At 62.6% G+C, this 16823-nt stretch carries 19 protein-coding genes; 14 read left to right on the plus strand and 5 right to left on the minus strand.

What is annotated here, in order from left to right:
• Positions 1–63 precede the first annotated feature (63 nt).
• Positions 64–3732, plus strand: coding sequence for a response regulator (locus tag KLP42_RS06420; protein WP_252192782.1), 3669 nt, complete (start codon positions 64–66; stop codon positions 3730–3732).
• On the opposite strand, the gene mnmC2 is transcribed toward KLP42_RS06420, so the two are convergent.
• Positions 3721–4461: a tRNA (5-methylaminomethyl-2-thiouridine)(34)-methyltransferase MnmC2 gene (gene mnmC2 / locus KLP42_RS06425; RefSeq protein ID WP_215565337.1), complete on the minus strand. Its 741-nt coding sequence runs from the start codon at positions 4459–4461 to the stop codon at positions 3721–3723. The two genes, KLP42_RS06420 and mnmC2, sit on opposite strands and share 12 nt — an antisense overlap.
• On the opposite strand from mnmC2, the gene KLP42_RS06430 reads away from it, so the two are divergent.
• From KLP42_RS06430 to KLP42_RS06470, 9 genes are all read left to right on the plus strand, one after another.
• Positions 4461–5690 (plus strand): NAD(P)/FAD-dependent oxidoreductase, encoded by a 1230-nt coding sequence (locus tag KLP42_RS06430; RefSeq protein ID WP_286675439.1) that lies wholly within the window; start codon positions 4461–4463, stop codon positions 5688–5690. The two genes, mnmC2 and KLP42_RS06430, sit on opposite strands and share 1 nt — an antisense overlap.
• A gap of 92 nt (positions 5691–5782) precedes the next feature.
• Complete coding sequence (locus KLP42_RS06435) at positions 5783–6490, plus strand: DUF1045 domain-containing protein (protein WP_215565338.1); 708 nt, start codon at positions 5783–5785, stop codon at positions 6488–6490.
• 88 nt (positions 6491–6578) lie between these two features.
• On the plus strand, positions 6579–7502 hold the full coding sequence (gene puuE / locus KLP42_RS06440; protein ID WP_215565339.1) for an allantoinase PuuE: 924 nt from the start codon (positions 6579–6581) through the stop codon (positions 7500–7502).
• Complete coding sequence (gene uraD, locus KLP42_RS06445; RefSeq protein ID WP_215565454.1) at positions 7502–8002, plus strand: 2-oxo-4-hydroxy-4-carboxy-5-ureidoimidazoline decarboxylase; 501 nt, start codon at positions 7502–7504, stop codon at positions 8000–8002. The genes puuE and uraD overlap by 1 nt, the downstream gene beginning before the upstream one ends.
• Before the next feature lie 33 nt (positions 8003–8035).
• Positions 8036–8326 carry a nucleotidyltransferase family protein gene (locus tag KLP42_RS06450; protein WP_215565340.1) on the plus strand — a complete coding sequence of 97 codons (291 nt, stop codon included), beginning with the start codon at positions 8036–8038 and terminating at the stop codon, positions 8324–8326.
• The gene (locus KLP42_RS06455) at positions 8323–8691 is read left to right on the plus strand and encodes a HepT-like ribonuclease domain-containing protein (protein WP_215565341.1); all 369 of its coding nucleotides are present in this window, start codon (positions 8323–8325) and stop codon (positions 8689–8691) included. Before KLP42_RS06450 ends, KLP42_RS06455 begins: the two co-directional genes overlap by 4 nt.
• A gap of 6 nt (positions 8692–8697) precedes the next feature.
• Positions 8698–9204 carry an ureidoglycolate lyase gene (locus tag KLP42_RS06460; RefSeq protein ID WP_215565342.1) on the plus strand — a complete coding sequence of 169 codons (507 nt, stop codon included), beginning with the start codon at positions 8698–8700 and terminating at the stop codon, positions 9202–9204.
• A gap of 3 nt (positions 9205–9207) precedes the next feature.
• A complete protein-coding gene (uraH, locus tag KLP42_RS06465) occupies positions 9208–9564 on the plus strand; it encodes a hydroxyisourate hydrolase (RefSeq protein WP_215565343.1) in 357 nt (118 codons plus the stop codon).
• Position 9565: 1 nt separating this feature from the next.
• Positions 9566–10312, plus strand: coding sequence for a metallophosphoesterase family protein (locus KLP42_RS06470; RefSeq protein WP_215565344.1), 747 nt, complete (start codon positions 9566–9568; stop codon positions 10310–10312).
• A 290-nt stretch (positions 10313–10602) separates the two neighbouring features.
• On the opposite strand, the gene KLP42_RS06475 is transcribed toward KLP42_RS06470, so the two are convergent.
• Positions 10603–11748: an alpha-hydroxy acid oxidase gene (locus tag KLP42_RS06475; protein WP_215565345.1), complete on the minus strand. Its 1146-nt coding sequence runs from the start codon at positions 11746–11748 to the stop codon at positions 10603–10605.
• Between the two features lie 157 nt (positions 11749–11905).
• Here KLP42_RS06475 and KLP42_RS06480 point away from each other — a divergent pair, with 157 nt between their 5' ends.
• Both KLP42_RS06480 and KLP42_RS06485 read left to right on the plus strand, forming a co-directional pair.
• Entirely contained in the window at positions 11906–12151 is a 246-nt protein-coding gene (locus KLP42_RS06480) for a type II toxin-antitoxin system Phd/YefM family antitoxin (RefSeq protein ID WP_215565346.1), read from the plus strand.
• On the plus strand, positions 12141–12425 hold the full coding sequence (locus KLP42_RS06485) for a type II toxin-antitoxin system RelE family toxin (protein WP_215565347.1): 285 nt from the start codon (positions 12141–12143) through the stop codon (positions 12423–12425). Before KLP42_RS06480 ends, KLP42_RS06485 begins: the two co-directional genes overlap by 11 nt.
• On the opposite strand, the gene guaD is transcribed toward KLP42_RS06485, so the two are convergent.
• The gene (gene guaD, locus KLP42_RS06490) at positions 12420–13724 is read right to left on the minus strand and encodes a guanine deaminase (RefSeq protein ID WP_215565348.1); all 1305 of its coding nucleotides are present in this window, start codon (positions 13722–13724) and stop codon (positions 12420–12422) included. The two genes, KLP42_RS06485 and guaD, sit on opposite strands and share 6 nt — an antisense overlap.
• 1 nt (position 13725) lies before the next feature.
• Positions 13726–14967, minus strand: a complete 1242-nt coding sequence (gene puuD / locus KLP42_RS06495; RefSeq protein WP_215565349.1) for a urate hydroxylase PuuD — start codon at positions 14965–14967, stop codon at positions 13726–13728.
• A gap of 272 nt (positions 14968–15239) precedes the next feature.
• Here puuD and KLP42_RS06500 point away from each other — a divergent pair, with 272 nt between their 5' ends.
• On the plus strand, positions 15240–15578 hold the full coding sequence (locus tag KLP42_RS06500) for a hypothetical protein (protein WP_215565350.1): 339 nt from the start codon (positions 15240–15242) through the stop codon (positions 15576–15578).
• Here KLP42_RS06500 and KLP42_RS06505 read toward each other — a convergent pair.
• Positions 15572–16489 (minus strand): LysR substrate-binding domain-containing protein, encoded by a 918-nt coding sequence (locus KLP42_RS06505; protein ID WP_215565351.1) that lies wholly within the window; start codon positions 16487–16489, stop codon positions 15572–15574. The two genes, KLP42_RS06500 and KLP42_RS06505, sit on opposite strands and share 7 nt — an antisense overlap.
• On the opposite strand from KLP42_RS06505, the gene KLP42_RS06510 reads away from it, so the two are divergent.
• A complete protein-coding gene (locus KLP42_RS06510; RefSeq protein WP_215565461.1) occupies positions 16392–16817 on the plus strand; it encodes a hypothetical protein in 426 nt (141 codons plus the stop codon). The two genes, KLP42_RS06505 and KLP42_RS06510, sit on opposite strands and share 98 nt — an antisense overlap.
• Positions 16818–16823: the final 6 nt, after the last annotated feature.

The following is a 16823-nucleotide window of genomic DNA, read 5'->3' on the forward strand; positions in this document are numbered from 1 at the left end:
TGAAGCCACATCAGGCGAATCATGCGCGGTCCAATCCGCCGGAAGAGGCGGTCGGGGGATCTGTTGAGTAGCGATAGGGAACTTCTGCAGCGCGCCTGCGACAGGATAAACGATCTCGACGTGCCGGCTTTCATCAAGGATGGCAGCCTGCGCTATGTCGCGGTCAACGATGCCTATGCGAGCCGTTGCGGCACCGGGCGCGATGCCTTTGCCGGTCGGGTTGCGGCCGATATGACGGCCTGCCTCGAAGACGAGGCCTGCCTGGAAAAGCAGCGGCGCTCGCTGGTGTTCGGCAGCGACGAGACTGCGCCCTGCCGCGACGGCGCGGGCGTCCTGCGGCATGAGATGCGTGTCGAACGCTTCGTGACGGAGGATGATCGCGCCTATCTGTTTGCCGTGTTCGAGCCGGTTGCCTGGCAGCCGGAGACGGTGGCGGAATTCGATGCCGGCCCGGTCGATGTCGCCGGCGGGCTCAGGCGCGGGCAGGTCAGCCTGGAGATGCTCGGCACCGCGCTCGATCTGCTCGATGCCGGCATCGGCATCTTCAGCGAAACGGACACCCTTCTCTATTTCAACGACCAGTTGGCGCAGTATTTCGAAAGCCTTGGCGGCCGACTTCATCCGCAGATGCCGCTGCGCGATCTGGTCGAGCAGGTCTGCCGCTTTCAGATGCAGGACATGCCGGAGCTGGCGGACGCCCCTCGCCAGCGCGAGGAGTGGATCGAGGAGCGCATGCGCACCCTGCATGTCGATCACTGGCAGGCGATGGAGCCGCTGGCGGACGGACGCTGGATGCGCAGCGTCAACCGGCGGCTGGACAATGGCTGGCTGATCATGCTCAGGCTGGACGTCACCGAATACAAGGTCCAGGAGATACGGCTGGGCCGCAAGATCGAGGAAACGGAGATCTTTCGCGCCGCCTTCGAGGATCTGCCGGTCGCGGTCTTCCTGCGCGACAGCCAGCGCCGGTTGATCTATGCCAACCACGCCTATGAGACTCTGCTGGGCGCCGGACGGGACCAGATGATGGGACTGACCGAAGAGGCCATGTTCCCGACGGAAGCGGCCCGCTTCCGCGAGGAGAACGAGACGCTGCTGTCCGGCGGCGGCGCCATCGAGAAGACCGACGACGTGCCACTGGCGAACGGGGGAACCATGGCCGCCATCACGCGGCTGGCGCGGATTTCCTCCCCGGCGGGCGAACCCTACATCGTCGGTTCCATCACCGATGTCACGCTGGTGCGCCGGGCCCAGGAGGAAGCGGAGCGGCTGCACCGGGAGGTGCAGTCCATCCTCGATTCGCTGCCGGTCGGAGTGGTGATCCTCGATGCGCGCCGGCACTTCGAATACGCCAACCGCACCTTCCGCCAGCTCTTCTGCCAGGAGGAAAAGGTCGATGCGGAGAATGCCGCAGCCTATGACAACCTGGATTACCGTGACTTCATTCGCAAGGCCTTCGAGCGTGGCAACTATGCGACGCCCTTCCTGCATGTCGAGGAGTTCATCGCCGAACGCATGCGGGCGCTGGAGGCGGAAGACGAGATGCCACCGGTCGAGCTTCACAGCCGGCACGGGCGCACCATCCTGATGTCGCGCCAGCATCTGGCCGATGGCAAGATGCTGCTGAGCTATGTCGATGTCACGGCGGTCAAGCGTCGGGAGCAGGAGGTGCAGGAAGCGCGTGCGGCGCTCGAACAGCACGGCGCCATGATGCACGATGCCACCAGCGTCATGTCGCAGGGGCTTCTCATCCTGCGTGAGGGCCGGATCGTCTTCAGCAACGAGGCACTGGCGAAGATCCTGCAGGCGCCTCCGGCTCTTGTCCAGGCTGGCAAGCCCTGGCGCGCCGTCTTCGCCTATCTGGCCGCGCGTGGCGATTTCGGTTCGCCCGAGCAGGCGGAGGAGACCTTCCGCTACTGGCAGACCATGGAAACGGAAGGACAGGGCTTCTCCGCCTCGCTGTGCATCGAGGACACCTGCTTTGTCGACGTGGAGATGAACCTCAGCGCCAATGGCAACTGGCTGGCGGTGTTCGCCGATGTGACCGAGGTGCGCATGCGCGAGCGCGAACTGCAGCGCCTGCTCGGCCGCGCCGAAGCGGCCGACCGCGCCAAGTCCGAGTTCCTCGCCAATATGAGCCACGAGATCCGCACGCCGATGAACGGCGTGCTCGGCATGGCGGAACTGCTGGCGAAGTCCAATCTCGACACACGACAGAAGACGTTCACCGATATCATCGTGAAGTCCGGCAATGCGCTGCTGACCATCATCAACGACATTCTCGATTTCTCCAAGATCGATGCCGGGCAGATGACCCTGCGTCGCGCCGCCTTCGATCCCGTGGAGGCGATCGAGGATGTGGCGACGCTGCTGTCGTCCTCGGCGGCTGAGAAGGATATCGAGCTTCTGGTGCGCGGTGCGGCGACTCATCACACGGTGATCGGCGACCCCGGTCGCTTCCGCCAGATCGTCACCAATCTCGTCGGCAATGCAGTGAAGTTCACCGAACGGGGCCATGTGCTGATCGATGTCACCTCGGAACCGACCGGCGAGGATAGCGTGACGCTGACCATCCGCATCGAGGACACCGGGCTTGGCATTCCGGAAGATCAGTTGAAGACGATTTTCGAGAAGTTCTCGCAGGTCGATACCTCCTCGACCCGCCGTTACGAGGGCACCGGGCTCGGGCTTGCCATCACCGCCGGTCTGGTCGATCTCTTCGGCGGCAGGATCACGGTGGAAAGCCGGCTCGGCCAAGGCTCCGTCTTCACGGTCACGCTGCCCTTTGCCGTGGCGAGCATGCGGGTGTCGGGCGAGGTGCCGGTTGCCAGCATTCGGGGCGCGCGGGTGGTGGTGATCGATGACAATCCGGTCAACAGGCAGATTCTCACCGAACAGCTTGCCATGTGGGATTTCGATTGCGTCGCCGTCGAAAGCGGCGAGGAGGGGCTGCGCCTGCTGCGCGCCGCGGTCGGCATGGGCGTGACCGTGGATGCGCTGATCCTGGACTATCACATGCCGGAAATGAGCGGCCTTGACGTGGCAGGCGCCATCCGCAGCGATCCGGCACTGGCGGATCTCGCCATCATTTTCCTGACCTCGATGGATACGGCAAGCAGCGAGGAGGCCTTCCAGCAGTTGCACATCCAGGCGCATCTGATGAAGCCGGCGCGCTCCAACCTGCTGCGCTCCACCATCGGCGAGGTGATCCGCGCCAGCCGGCAGCAGCGTCGTCCGGGCCGGGATGTCTCGGTCGGTGCGGAGGCGGCGGAAACCCGCCTTGCCGGGCAGGCAGGCACTTCCGGCGAGGCCGCCGGTGTGCCGCCGCAGGGGCTGGATGTTCTGGTGGCGGAAGACAACGAGGTCAACCAGATCGTCTTCACGCAGATCCTGCAGGCCACGGGCCTGCGCTTCCACATCGTGCCGAATGGCGAGGAGGCGGTGGCCGCCTGGCGCAGCCACCGGCCGGCGCTGATCCTGATGGATGTGTCGATGCCTGTGATGAACGGTCATCAGGCCACGCGGCGCATCCGTGAGATCGAGGCCGAAGAGGGCGGGCATGTGCCGATCGTCGGTGTCACCGCCCATGCGCTCGACAGCGACCGGGACCTCTGCCTCGCCTCAGGCATGGACGACTATCTGTCGAAGCCGATCAGCCCGGAGATCCTCGAAGCCAAGATCGGTCAGTGGCGGCGCCCGGTGGCACGTGCCGGCGAGGGCTCACGCCCCTGAGGCATTGCCCTTGCGGCCGAACAGCATTTCGCGCTTGCCGGCAAAGCCCGGCCGGCGTTCGACCGAAAAGCCGGCGGCCTGAAGGTTGCGGCGCACGAAACCGGCCGCCGCGTAGGTGGCAAAGCTTCCACCCGCCGAGGTGCGCTCGAAGACCGCCTGCATCAGCGGCAACGACCACATGTCGGGATTGCGTGACGGCGCAAACCCGTCCAGGAACCAGGCATCGGCCTGGAATTCCCAGGCCGGCACCTCGTGCTCGGCGCGCCCGCAGATCACCGTCAGCGTCATGTCCTGTGAAAGTGAGAGCGTGATCCTGCCCAGGCGCGTTTCCGGCCAGAGCGCTGCGAGCGCCTGACGCTCCCGGTCGATTTCCGGCCAGTGGGAAAGCGCCCGGTCGATGTCGGCTGCCGTCATCGGATAGAGTTCGAAGGAGGTGACGTGCAGGTGGCGGCAACCCTGCGGATGTGCCGCGCGCCACAGGCGCCATTGCCGCCAGGTTTCGCAGAGGTTCAGCCCGGTGCCGAAGCCGAGTTCGCCGATGCGGAAGAAGTCGCCCGCCCCCCAGCGCTCCGGCAGGCCGTTGCCGTCAAGAAACACGTAACCGCATTCCAGCCGGCCATCCGTCTGACAATAAAAATGATCGCCAAACTGGCTCGAGTAAGGCATATCGCCCTCGCGCCATTCGAGTGGGTTCGGCGCATGTTCAACGGGAACGTCAGGATCTGCCATTGGTATCTGTCATCGACCAGCTTGGTTCATCCGCAGGCGATAGTGCCGCGCGATCCTCCGGTCAATCCGCCAGCCTTCCGCGCCATGTCGATTTGCTGATTGTCGGCGGTGGTATCATGGGCCTGTGGGCGGCGGTGAAGGCTGAACGGCAGGGCATCCGTACCCTGCTGCTCGATGCCGTGCGCCCGGCGTCGGGCGCGAGCGGCGGCCTGCTCGGGGCGCTGATGCCGCACATGCCGGACCGGTTCGGCGAAAAGAAGAAATTCCAGTTCGATGCGCTGATCACCCTGGAGGACGAGGTGCGGCGGCTGGAGGCGGAGACCGGTCTATCCTGCGGCTATCGCCGCTGCGGCCGCATCATTCCACTGCCGAAGCCGCATCTGCGCCCGATTGCCGCACGCCACGGGCTGGATGCCGCCGAACACTGGCGGGCGGGCGACCGGCACTTTGCCTGGAGATTGCTGGATGCCTCGCCGGATGCGGGCTGGGTGCAGCCGCAGGCGGGACCGGCGGGCTTTGTCCACGACACGCTGGCGGCGCGGGTTTCACCCCGCGCCCTGACCGCTGCGCTGCTCGCCGCCATTCATGGCAGCCACTATGTGCAGCGGGTCGACGGGCAGAGGGTGGTATCGCTGGAGAGGGACGCCGCCGTCCTGCAAACCGGCGAGCGCATCGGCTTCGGCCATATCATCATTGCGGCCGGCACCGGCTCCTTTGCCCTGCTGGAACGGCTGGGCGGGGCGGGGGCTGTGCCGCTGGTGCGGCCGCTGGGCAGCGCGGTCAAGGGGCAGGCGGCTCTCCTCAAGGCGGATGTCGATCCGGGCCGGCCGGTGATCTTCCTCAACGGGCTCTATGTCGTTGCCCATGAGGGCGGCCATGTGGCGATCGGCAGTACCAGCGAGGATCGATTCGAGGACGGCGTCTCCACGGATGAACAGCTGGAAGGACTGATCGCCCGTGCACGCGAATTGTCACCGGATCTTCAGGTTGCATCGGTTGTGGAGCGCTGGGCCGGATTGCGGCCGAAGGCGGTCGACCGCGATCCGATGGTGGGGCCGCATCCGGATTGTGCGCAAGTGATTGCTTTGACTGGCGGCTTCAAGGTTAGCTTCGGCCTGGCCCACCGGCTGGCCGATGCGGCGCTCGCTGCCCTCAGCGGTCAGCCCGCTGACATGCCCCGGTCATTCACCCTGTCGCACCATCTTGAGGTTGCAGGAATGCGAGCGTAACTCCCATCCCGCGTCGTTAATCTGTCACGCAAATCGCCTAGATGCTTGCCGCAAGGAAGCTGTGCGGGGGCAAGGCGAGAGAAAGGTGACGGATGCGCTACGCCATCAATTATACCCCGTCGGCGGGTGATCCGCTGACGCTTGCAGCCGCACAGTGGCTCGGCCGCAACGCGTTTTCCGGCGAGGCCATGGAGCCACCGGCCACCCGCGACCTTGGCCTGCACGAAATCGCCTTCAACACGGCGGTGCCGCGCCGCTACGGCTTTCACGGCACGCTGAAGCCGCCGTTCCGGCTGGCCGAGGGCGTTTCGGAACCGCTTTTGCTGCGCAACCTCATGCATTTTGCCGGACAGCACGAGCGCGTACGGCTTCCGAAGCTGGAGGTCGTTCGTCTCGGCAACCGTTTCGCACTGGGGCCGAGCGAGCATTCGGAGCCGCTGCATCTGCTGGCCGGTGCCGTCGTGCAGCATTTCGATGCGTTTCGCGCGCCGCTGACCGAGGCCGAGCTGGAGCGGGCCGATCCCGGCCATCTTTCGGCCGCCCAGTTCGCCAATCTCTATCGCTTCGGTCATCCGCACGTGATGGACGAGTTCCGCTTCCACATGACGCTGACCGGGCCGCTCGGCCCGCAGGAGATCGGCCGCTTCGAAAAGGTGCTGCGCCGCCATTTCGAGCCGTTCCTGGAGCGTCCGCTCGAAATCGCCAATCTGGCGCTTTTCGTGGAAAACGAGCCCGGCGCTCCCTTCCTCGTGCATTCGCTGCATCCGCTCGGCAGCGTGATGTCGCGCAAGATCGCCTGAACCGATCCTGTTTGCAGTGCAACGGAACGTCTCGACATTTGCGGCGTGAGTGCTACCGTCAGGGCCTTGTTTCAGAAGGTGATTTTCGATGGTGGCAGACGCTTATCCGCGCAATCTCGTTGGTTATGGCCGCAATATCCCGGACCCGAAATGGCCGGGCGGTGCGCATGTGGCCGTTCAGTTCGTCATCAATTACGAGGAAGGCGGCGAAAGCTGCATCCTGGATGGCGATCCGGCCTCGGAAAACCTGCTGTCGGAAATCGTCGGTGCCGCCGCCTGGCCGGGCCAGCGCAACCTCAACATGGAAAGCATCTACGAATACGGCTCGCGCGCCGGCTTCTGGCGCCTGCACCGCCTGTTCACGGGCCTCAACGTGCCCTGCACGGTCTATGGCGTGACGCTGGCCATGCTGCGCAACCCCGATGCGGTGGCGGCAATGAACGAAGCCGGCTGGGAAATCGCCAGCCACGGTTATCGCTGGCACGAATACAAGGATTATCCCGAAGAACTCGAACGCCAGCATATTCTCGATGCCGTGCGCCTTCACACGGAGGTGGCGGGTGAGCGCCCCTATGGCATGTACCAGGGCAAGCCCTCGACCAATACGCTCAGACTGGTGCAGGAGGAGGGCGGTTTCCTCTATTCTTCCGACAGTTACGCGGACGACCTGCCCTTCTGGGTGAAGGGTGTGGACGACAAGCCGTTCCTGATCATTCCCTACACGCTTGATGCCAATGACATGCGTTTTGCGACGCCGCAGGGTTTCAACTCCGGCGACCAGTTCTATACTTACCTGAAGGACACGTTCGACGCGCTCTATGCGGAAGGCCAGGAAGGCGCACCGAAGATGATGTCCGTCGGCCTGCACTGCCGCCTTGTCGGTCGTCCGGGCCGTATCGCCGCGCTGAAGCGCTTCATGGAATATGTGCTCGGCCACGAGAAGGTATGGATCCCGAAACGCATCGAGATCGCCCGTCACTGGCACGAGCACCACAAGCCGGATGGCATCTGATCATGCAAAGAGCCGAATTTGTCGACCGCTTCGGCGGCGTCTTTGAACACTCGCCCTTCATCGCCGAGCGTGCCTATGACGATGATCTCGTGCGCGGCGAGCACCTGACGGTGGATCGCGTGCATGCGGCACTCGTCGCCGTCTTCCGGGTCGCGAGCGAGGAGGAGAGGCTCGGCGTGCTGCGCGCCCATCCGGATCTCGCCGGAAAGCTCGCCATTGCCGGCGAGCTGACGGAGGACAGTCGCAAGGAGCAGGCGGGCGCCGGGCTCGACAGGCTGAGCCCGGAAGAGCACGCTCGCTTCACCGAACTCAACACCGCCTATATGCAGAAATTCGGCTTTCCCTTCATCATCGCCGTGAAGGGGCTGACGAAGGACGATATTCTCGCCGCCTTCGAGAAGCGCATCCACAACAGCCGCACCCAGGAATTTGCCACCGCCTGCGGCCAGGTGGAGCGTATCGCACTGTTGCGGCTGGAAGGCCTGCTGCCGTCGGCGTGAGAATAATGTAGGATCCTCCGACAGGAGTTCATCATGCGCCCATCGGACGTGCTGGAAAAAAACAGGGACCGTATTCGGCAGCTCGTGGTGCAGCACCATGCTGCCAATCCACGTGTGTTCGGCTCCGTCGCCCGTGGAGAGGATCGGGAGGATAGCGACCTCGACATTCTGGTCGATACTCTGGAGGAGACGACCCTTTTTGATCTCGGCGGCTTGCAGCATGATCTGGAAAGCTTGCTGCAGATGCGTGTCGATCTTGCCACCAGCAAAGGGCTGCGACCAAGGGTCAGAGACCGTGTTCTGGCCGAGGCCGTTGCTATATGACGTTCGATCGCAGCCGCCTTCTCGATCACATTGAGCAAATGGAAGATGCCGCACAACAGGCAACGGACTTCGTGATGGGCTTGGACAAATCCAAGTTTCTGACCGATACGAAAAGCCAGATGGCGGTTTCCATGGCCTTGGTCATTCTGGCGGAAGCTGTCACCCGTATTCTGAAAATCCATCCTCATATTGCAGAGGATCATCCAGAAATTCCCTGGATGAAGATCAAGAGTATGCGTAACCTCATGGCCCATGATTACTTCGAATTGGAATTCGAAGTCGTTTGGAAGACGGTGAATGAGGATCTCCCGCAACTTCTCTCCCAGCTTCGTGCATTGCGCCAGATCCGCGCCCAAGGTGAATAATCCGAAATGCCCAAGACACTTCCCATCCGTCCGCTGACGCGCGACGCCTTCCTGCCCTTCGGCCATGTGATCGAGGCCGAGCCTTCCTCCATGAAGCTGATCAATGGCGGCAATACCGAGCGGTTTCATGGACTGGCGGAAGCTGAGGCAAAGGGTGAGGGCGCCCGCGTGATCCTCAACATCTTCCGCGGCAAGCCGCGCGCTTTTCCGTACGAGCTGACGATGATGGAGCGCCACCCCTTCGGCAGCCAGAGTTTTTCACCGCTGAACGGCAGGCCTTATCTCGTGGTCGTGTCGGCGGATGAGAACGGCTGTCCCGGAGTGCCGCAGGTGTTTCTGGCGCGAGGGGATCAGGGTGTGAACTACCGCGCCAATGTCTGGCATCATCCGTTGATGACGATTGATGCCGTCTCGGATTTTCTGGTTGTCGATCGCGACGGGCCGGGCAACAATCTGGAGGAATTTTTCTTTGATGAACCCTTCGTCATCACCGCACCCAGCATCAGCGAGTAGGCCATGACCGGATTGACCACCCATGTTCTCGACACCGCCCTTGGCAAACCCGCCGAGGGGCTCGTGATCGATCTTTATCACCTGGAGGGCGAGGGCCGTTCGCATCTGAAGACGGTCATCACCAATGCCGATGGCCGGGTGGATGGCGGGCCGATCTTGATCGGCGACAGCTTTCGCAAGGGGACCTACGAACTGGTCTTCCATGCGGGCGATTATCTGCGCCGCACCGGCACGGCCCTGGCCGATCCCGCCTTTCTGGACGTCATTCCGATCCGGTTCGGCATTGCCGATGAGATCAGCCATTATCACGTGCCCCTGCTGATCTCGCCCTACGGCTACTCCACCTATCGCGGTAGCTGAGATGCGTTTTGCCGTCATCGCCGATATTCACGGAAACTGTGCCGCACTCGAGGCGGTGCTGGCGGATATCGCCGCGCAGGGCATTGCGACAGACAGCATCGTCAATCTCGGCGACTGCCTGTCGGGGCCGCTGGACGCCGGGCGGACGGCGGATCTGCTGTTGTCGCTTGACCTTGTGACGGTGCGCGGCAACCACGACCGGTATCTGATCGAACACGAGGCGGGACAGATGCATGCCTGGGAAGCGGATGCCTTCCGGCAGTTGACGCCCAAACATCTTGACTGGCTGCGGAGCCTTCCCTTCTCGCGTGTGTGGCGGGACGAGGTGTTTCTCTGCCATGCGGTGCCGAAGGATGATCACACCTACTGGCTGGAGGAGGTCAAGCCGGATGGCTCCGTCTGCCTCAAGCCGCTGGTCGAGATCGAGCGTCTGGCAGGCGGCATTTCGCAGTCGCTGATCCTCTGTGGCCATTCGCATCTGCCCCGGGCCGTGCGCCTGTCAGAGGGGCGGCTGATCGTCAATCCCGGCAGCGTCGGCTGTCCGGCCTATGACGACGACACGCCGTATTATCATCGCGTGGAGGCCGGTACGCCGATGGCGTCCTATGCGATCTGCGAGCGACATGCCGGTGCTTGGTCGGTCACCTTCCGGCTGGTGCCCTACGACCACATGAGCCAGTCAAGGCTGGCGGCTGCGAACGGCCGCCCCGCCTGGGAAGCGGGGCTGGCGACGGGGTGGTTGGGGTAGGCGGAACGAGAATTGCGTAGCCCCCTCATCCGCCCTTCGGGCACCTTCTCCCCGCTGGGGAGAAGGGGTGTTTGGCACCGCATGCGCTCCCTCTCCGACGGTCATGCGTTGTCGCTACGTGCATGAGCGGTGGGAAGGGGCTGGTCCGGGGGCGCAAGTTCAGCAAGCTGTAGGGCTAAACGTTGTCTCTGACGGTACAGCGCGCTCTCCCTTCTCCCCTCGGGGAGAAGGTGCCCGAAGGGCGGATGAGGGGGCGGCCCCGAAGCCGGGCATTCGAAAACGGACTGCCCTCAATACGGGCAATGCGCAATCACGCCGCGGTCCACCGTCCTGATGTCCCGCTTGCCGCAGAGCGCCATGGTGATATCCATCTCCTTGGCGATGATGCTGAGCGCCAGTTCGACGCCTTCCTTGCCCATGGCGCCGAGGCCATAGAGGAAGGGGCGGCCGATATAGGTGCCCTTGGCGCCGAGCGCGACCGCTTTCAGCACATCCTGGCCGGAGCGGATGCCGCTGTCGAGATGCACCTCGATGCGGTCGCCGACGGCCTCGACGATTTTGGGCAGCATGCTGATCGAGGAGGGGGCTCCGTCCAACTGCCGGCCGCCATGGTTGGAGACGATGATGGCATCGGCGCCCGTATCGGCGGCGGCACGCGCGTCCTCTTCGTCCAGAATGCCCTTGATGATCAGCTTGCCGTTCCAGCGTTCCTTGATCCAGGCGATATCGGCCCAGGAGAGGCGCGGATCGAACTGTTCCGCCGTCCAGACGCTGAGCGAAGAGAGGTCGGAGACGTTTTTTGCGTGGCCGACGATATTGCCAAAGCCGTGGCGCTTGGTGCGGGCCATGTCGAGGCACCATTGCGGCCGGGTCGCCATCTGCCAGATATGCTTCGGCGTGAATTTGGGCGGGGCGGAGAGGCCGTTGCGCAGATCCTTGTGGCGCTGGCCGAGGATCTGCAGGTCTGCGGTGACGACGAGCGCCGAGCAGCCGGCGCGCTTGGCGCGGTCGATCAGGCTTTCGATGAAGGCGCGGTCCTTCATCACGTAAAGCTGGAACCAGAAAGGTTTCGAGGTGACAGAGGCGACATCCTCGATCGAGCAGATGCTCATGGTCGACAGCGTGAAGGGCACGCCGAATTCCTCCGCCGCCTTGGCGGCCAGCATCTCGCCATCGGCATGCTGCATGCCGGTCAGCCCCGTCGGTGCCAGCGCCACGGGCATGGCCACGGGCTGGCCGATCATTTCGCTTTTCAGCGAGCGGTCCGTCATGTCCACCAGCACGCGCTGGCGCAGCTTGATTGCCTCGAAATCGGATTCGTTTGCCCGGTAGGTGCCCTCGGTCCAGGAGCCGCTGTCGGCATAATCGAAGAACATTTTCGGCACGCGGCGGCGGGCAAGGGCTTTCAGATCGGCAATCGTCAGTGGCTTGGACATGGGGTGGGCTTTCCTCCGAAACTCTTCTCCGACAACTAGCATATGGAGAGCGGGAGGAAAGCGAATTTCAGCTCGGTTGTACCTGCTGTGCGGCTCTGTCACAGGCGGTAAATAGGTGATATAAGGTGCTTAATTCAGTACTGAAGAAAGACCTTTCATGCAGCGTGTCGAAGCAGAAATCGCTGTTAGCGTCTCCGATCTGAAAAAGAACCCGACGGCCGTTGTCGAAAGCGCCGATGGTCACGCCGTCGCGGTGCTGAACCATAACCGTGTGATGGCCTACATGGTGCCCGCCAGCACCTATGAAGCCATGATAGACGCGCTGGACGATCAAGCGCTTGTCGATCTGGTGCAGAAGCGAAAGGAAGAACGCGGAATCCCGGTTTCTCTTGATGACCTATAGGCTGGAATTTCTTCCGAGTGCTTTGAAGGAATGGGAGAAACTGGGCGCGACCCTTCGCGAACAGTTCAAGAAGAAACTCGCCGAGCGTCTGGTTACGCCGCATGTTCCGGCAGATCGCCTGAGCGGACTGGCCGACCATTACAAGATCAAGCTGCGTGCTGCGGGTTACAGGCTGGTCTACCGGGTGGAAGACGAGCGTATTACTGTCGTCGTCGTGGCTGTCGGAAAGCGCGAGCGCTCCGAAGTTTACAAGACAAGCCGAAAGCGGTCATGATTGCGGCTTCATCGCCGCGCCCGCCACATAAGTCTCCACCACGCTGCGGTCGTCGCCCAGCGTCTGCAGCAGGAACAGTTCCTCCGGCAACGTGCTCACCGTTTCCATGCGCAGCCGCATGGCGGGTGTCGCGCTCGCGTTCAGCACGACGAGGTCGGCGTCGGTGCCTTCCTCCAGCGTGCCGATGCGATCGACAAGCGACAGAGCCTCGGCATTGCCGCGGGTCATGCGGTAGAAGCTGTTGAGCGGATTCAGGCGTTCTCCCAGCAATTGCTGGATCTTGTAGGCCTCGTCCATGGTCTTCAGCATGGAATAGCTGGAGCCGCCGCCGATATCGGTGGCAACCCCGATGCGCACCGGCTTCTCCCGGCGCGCCAGCGCCTTCAGGGGAAACAGGCCGGAGCCGAGAAAGAGGTTGGAGGTCGGGCAATGGACCGCGACCGAACCGGTCTCCGACAGCACGTCCGCCTCGCGCTCCGACAGGTGGATGGCATGGCCGAGCAGCGTCTTGTTGCCCAGCAGGCCGTAGCGGGCATAGATGTCCGTGTAATCGGCCGCTTCCGGATAAAGCTCGCAGGTGTAGCGGATTTCCTCGTGGTTTTCCGACAGATGCGTCTGGATGTGCAGGTCCGGGAATTCCTTCGCCAGGGCTTGTGCCGCACCCATCTGTTCCGGTGTCGAAGTGATGGCAAAACGCGGCGTGATGGCCACATGGTTTCTGCCCTTGCCGTGCCACTGTTCGATGACGGCGCGGGTCTCGTCATAACCCAGTTGCGGCGTGTCGAGCAGGCCCTGCGGCGCGTTGCGGTCCATCATCACCTTGCCACCGACCATCAACATGTTGCGGCGCATGGCTTCGGCAAAAAAGGCATCGGCGGAGGTCTTGTGCACGGAGCAGTAGGCGACGGCGGTCGTTGTGCCCTGGCGCAGGAACTCGTCGTAGAAATGCGTGGCGATGCGCGCCGCATGCGCGCTTTCCACAAAGCGGCATTCCTCCGGGAAGGTGTAGGTGTTCAGCCATTCCAGAAGGTTGGCGGCATAGGAGGCGATCACCTGCATCTGCGGGAAATGCACGTGCATATCGATGAAGCCCGGCAGGATGAGATGCGGGCGGTGATCGACCTCCTGCGCACCCTCCGGAGCGGCGGCCTTCACATCCGTGTAGGAGCCGACCTTGAGGATCCGGCCATCCTCGACCAGCAACCCGCCATCCTCTTCATAGAGATAGCTTGCCGTATCGGCGAGATTGTCCGGCGCGCGGTGGAAGGAGAGAAGACGGCCGCGAAGAAGAGTGGTCATGTTATCGTGTTGCTCCGGCGCTGTTTGTCGCGCTTTCGTACCAGGCCGTCAGAAGCTTGCGCTCTTCCGGCGTGATGGCGGTGATGTTGCCGGGCGGCATGGCATGGCTGCGCCCGGCCTGGATATAGATCTCGTGCGCGTGTTTGGCGATCTCCGCATCTGTTTCCAGCTTCACGCTCTTCGGCGGAAAGGTGATGCCCTCCCACACGGGTTCTGCCGCATGGCACATGGAACAGCGGCCCTGCACCACGTCGCGTGCTGCGCTGAAATGCGCATCTGCCACGAAGCGCTGCTGGATCGGCGAGAGGCTGGCGGCCTTCTCGCCGGTCAGCACTTTCGGCACGGTCGACAGCCACATGATGAGGATGAAGAGGATCACCGTGACGAGCCAGGTCCAGGTCGGCTTTCCCTTGCGGGCATGCGTGGTGTTGAACCAGTGGCGGATGGTGACGCCCATCAGGAAGACGAGCGCCGCAATGACCCAATTGAACTGCGTGCCGAACGCCAGCGGGTAATGGTTCGACAGCATGAAGAAGATGACGGGCAGCGTCAGGTAGTTGTTGTGCAGCGAGCGCTGCTTGGCGATGCGGCCGTATTTCGGGTCCGGCGTGCGACCGGCAATCAGGTCTGCCACGACGATCTTCTGGTTCGGAATGATGATGAAGAAGACATTCGCCGACATGATGGTGGCGGTAAAGGCGCCGAGATGCAGGAAGGCGGCGCGGCCGGTGAAGACCTGCGTATAGCCCCAGGCCATGGCGACCAGCACCACGTAGAGGAGTGCCATCAGTCCCCAGGTGTTTTCGCCGATCGGCGACTTGCAGAGCTGGTCATAGATGATCCAGCCGATCGACAGCGAGGCGAGCGACAGACAGATGGCCTGCCAGGGCTGCAATTCGAGAACGGAATGATCGATCAGAAACAGGTCCGCCCCGCCATAATAGACGATGGCGAGCATCAGGAAGCCCGACATCCAGGTGACATAGCTTTCCCACTTGAACCAGGTGAGGTGCTCCGGCATCTGCGCCGGCGCCACCAGATATTTCTGGATGTGGTAGAAGCCGCCGCCATGCACCTGCCATTCCTCGCCATAGGCGCCTGGCGGCAGGTGAGGGCGCTTCACCAGGCCGAGATCCAGCGCGATGAAATAGAAGGAGGAGCCGATCCAGGCGATCGCGGTGATCACATGCAGCCAGCGCGCAGCAAAGCTCAGCCATTCCCAGGCCACGGCATATTCGTACATTCTCGCATTCCCTTCACGTTCCCCGACTCGGCACATTGCGAAAAATTTGCAGGGAAGAAAAGCGAAAAGGGTGCGCCGCAGCACGCCTCGGCTTGAAACCAATGCCGGTTCTGGCTGTTGCGGGCCTGTCGCGCGCTACCAATTGTGCATCGCAATAAATTGCTGTCGCTGAATCATGCGAATGCGCTAATATGTCGATTGCAAGACAGCCGGTGAAGGCGGGTATTGCGGGTTCACCGGGGTGAAGGCATTCATCTACGGAGAAGAAGCTCATGCGAAGCATTCTGACGATTGCGATGATTGCGTACGCGTTCCCCTCTGGTGCCAATGCGCACGAGGCTCAGTCAGGCTGGCAGTACGAAGCCTATTGCTGCAATGGAGACAATCATACCGGCGACTGCCAGATGATCTCGACGCGCAACGTCAAGATCGTCGCCGGCGGCTACGAGGTCGAGCTGAAGCCGGGGGACCACAGGCTGGTGACCCGCGCCCATGACTTCAAGGTGCCGCAGAGCCAGGCGCGCCGCAGCCGCGACGCGGAATATCACCTCTGCCTCTATCCGAACGAGGATACGCTGCGCTGCTTTTATGCGCCCGACATGAGCTACTGAGCGGCACCCGACGGCAACAAAATCTGGGGCGGCAGGGTCTTCAGTAGCCAATGGCGGAAGATCTGTACCTTGACCGATTGGCGGCGGCTTTTCGGAGAGATCAGCCAATAGCTCCGGTCGTCCTTCTTGAAGACGTCGAAGGGCATGATCAGGCGGCCGGCCTCCAGTTCTTCCTGGTGAAGAAACGGGCTCAGCAGTGCCACGCCGTGACCGGCAATGGCGGCGCTGCCTTCCAGATCCAGTGCACCGTCGGCATCGATCGTGATCGTGCCCGGCAGGGGGGTGTCGACGCCACTAGACCGAAACCACATTCCCCACCATTTGCTGCTGGCGCCGATCAGCGGCAGTTTCAGAAGATCCGCGGGGGTCGTCACGCCGCCGATTGTTTCGGCCAGCTTCGGGTTTAGCATTGGCGCGAAATTGAGACGGAACAGCTCCTGGCTTTCCATGTTGGGCGGCGGTGCTTCACTGCGCAGAATGGAAATGTCGGCGTTGTCGCTGAAGAAGTCCGCCGATCTGTTCATGCGGAGAATCCGAATGGCCAAGCCCGGATGTTCTATTTGGAACGCGCCGATATGACGGGCAAGCCAATGGGATGCGAACGTCGGTGTGGAATGGATCGTCAGGATACCGACATCCTGGCCTCGCGCCTCGGTCACCGCCTCGGTCAGAAGACCGAATGCTTCCGTGACCTTGGGCAGCATCCGTTCGCCCGTTGATGTCAGCTCGATGCGCCGTGCCTGACGCAGAAACAGCATCTCGCCGACATGTTCCTCCAGCAGCTTGATCTGATAGCTGACGGCCGTCTGGGTCATGCCCAGTTCCTCGCCGGCTTTGGTGAAACTGCCGAGCCGCGCAACCGCCTCGAATACTCTGAGTGCATTCAGCGGCAGCTGGCGCGATAGCTTCATCGATAAGTTCTCTTTCTGGATCGCTTGTCAGATTGAATTGGTATCTGGCTGCAAACCGGCGCATTTGTCGATCCGGAAACGACAAAAAAATCAACAGATGACGGAGGCCATCATGGCGGTCTGGACCACTGGTTCTGCCCGGAGGAGAAGCGCGTTCTGGGCTTGGGCAAAGCGGCTTCTGCCGAGCCGCAATCGACCCGCGGCGCTGCGGCTCGACGATCTGCCGGATGCGCTGTCCCGGGATGTGGCGGCACCCCAAGCTCCGTTGCCGAAACCGAGGGATGATGTGTGGGCGCGCATTGCGGCTGCGAAACTGCCCCGGTTTTGACGGACA

The organism is Rhizobium sp. CSW-27 (genome assembly GCF_018760785.1).
Lineage (GTDB): Bacteria > Pseudomonadota > Alphaproteobacteria > Rhizobiales > Rhizobiaceae > Neorhizobium.

Coding starts and splice junctions, on each gene's coding strand:
- puuE (WP_215565339.1), top strand. CDS start 6,579: ATGGTGGCAGACGCTTATCCGCGCAATCTCGTTGGTTATGGCCGCAAT.
- KLP42_RS06500 (WP_215565350.1), top strand. CDS start 15,240: ATGCGAAGCATTCTGACGATTGCGATGATTGCGTACGCGTTCCCCTCT.
- guaD (WP_215565348.1), bottom strand. CDS start 13,724: ATGACCACTCTTCTTCGCGGCCGTCTTCTCTCCTTCCACCGCGCGCCG.
- puuD (WP_215565349.1), bottom strand. CDS start 14,967: ATGTACGAATATGCCGTGGCCTGGGAATGGCTGAGCTTTGCTGCGCGC.
- KLP42_RS06435 (WP_215565338.1), top strand. CDS start 5,783: ATGCGCTACGCCATCAATTATACCCCGTCGGCGGGTGATCCGCTGACG.
- KLP42_RS06475 (WP_215565345.1), bottom strand. CDS start 11,748: ATGTCCAAGCCACTGACGATTGCCGATCTGAAAGCCCTTGCCCGCCGC.
- uraH (WP_215565343.1), top strand. CDS start 9,208: ATGACCGGATTGACCACCCATGTTCTCGACACCGCCCTTGGCAAACCC.
- KLP42_RS06480 (WP_215565346.1), top strand. CDS start 11,906: ATGCAGCGTGTCGAAGCAGAAATCGCTGTTAGCGTCTCCGATCTGAAA.
- KLP42_RS06510 (WP_215565461.1), top strand. CDS start 16,392: ATGCCCAGTTCCTCGCCGGCTTTGGTGAAACTGCCGAGCCGCGCAACC.
- mnmC2 (WP_215565337.1), bottom strand. CDS start 4,461: ATGGCAGATCCTGACGTTCCCGTTGAACATGCGCCGAACCCACTCGAA.
- KLP42_RS06505 (WP_215565351.1), bottom strand. CDS start 16,489: ATGAAGCTATCGCGCCAGCTGCCGCTGAATGCACTCAGAGTATTCGAG.
- KLP42_RS06455 (WP_215565341.1), top strand. CDS start 8,323: ATGACGTTCGATCGCAGCCGCCTTCTCGATCACATTGAGCAAATGGAA.
- KLP42_RS06460 (WP_215565342.1), top strand. CDS start 8,698: ATGCCCAAGACACTTCCCATCCGTCCGCTGACGCGCGACGCCTTCCTG.
- KLP42_RS06485 (WP_215565347.1), top strand. CDS start 12,141: ATGACCTATAGGCTGGAATTTCTTCCGAGTGCTTTGAAGGAATGGGAG.
- KLP42_RS06450 (WP_215565340.1), top strand. CDS start 8,036: ATGCGCCCATCGGACGTGCTGGAAAAAAACAGGGACCGTATTCGGCAG.
- KLP42_RS06470 (WP_215565344.1), top strand. CDS start 9,566: ATGCGTTTTGCCGTCATCGCCGATATTCACGGAAACTGTGCCGCACTC.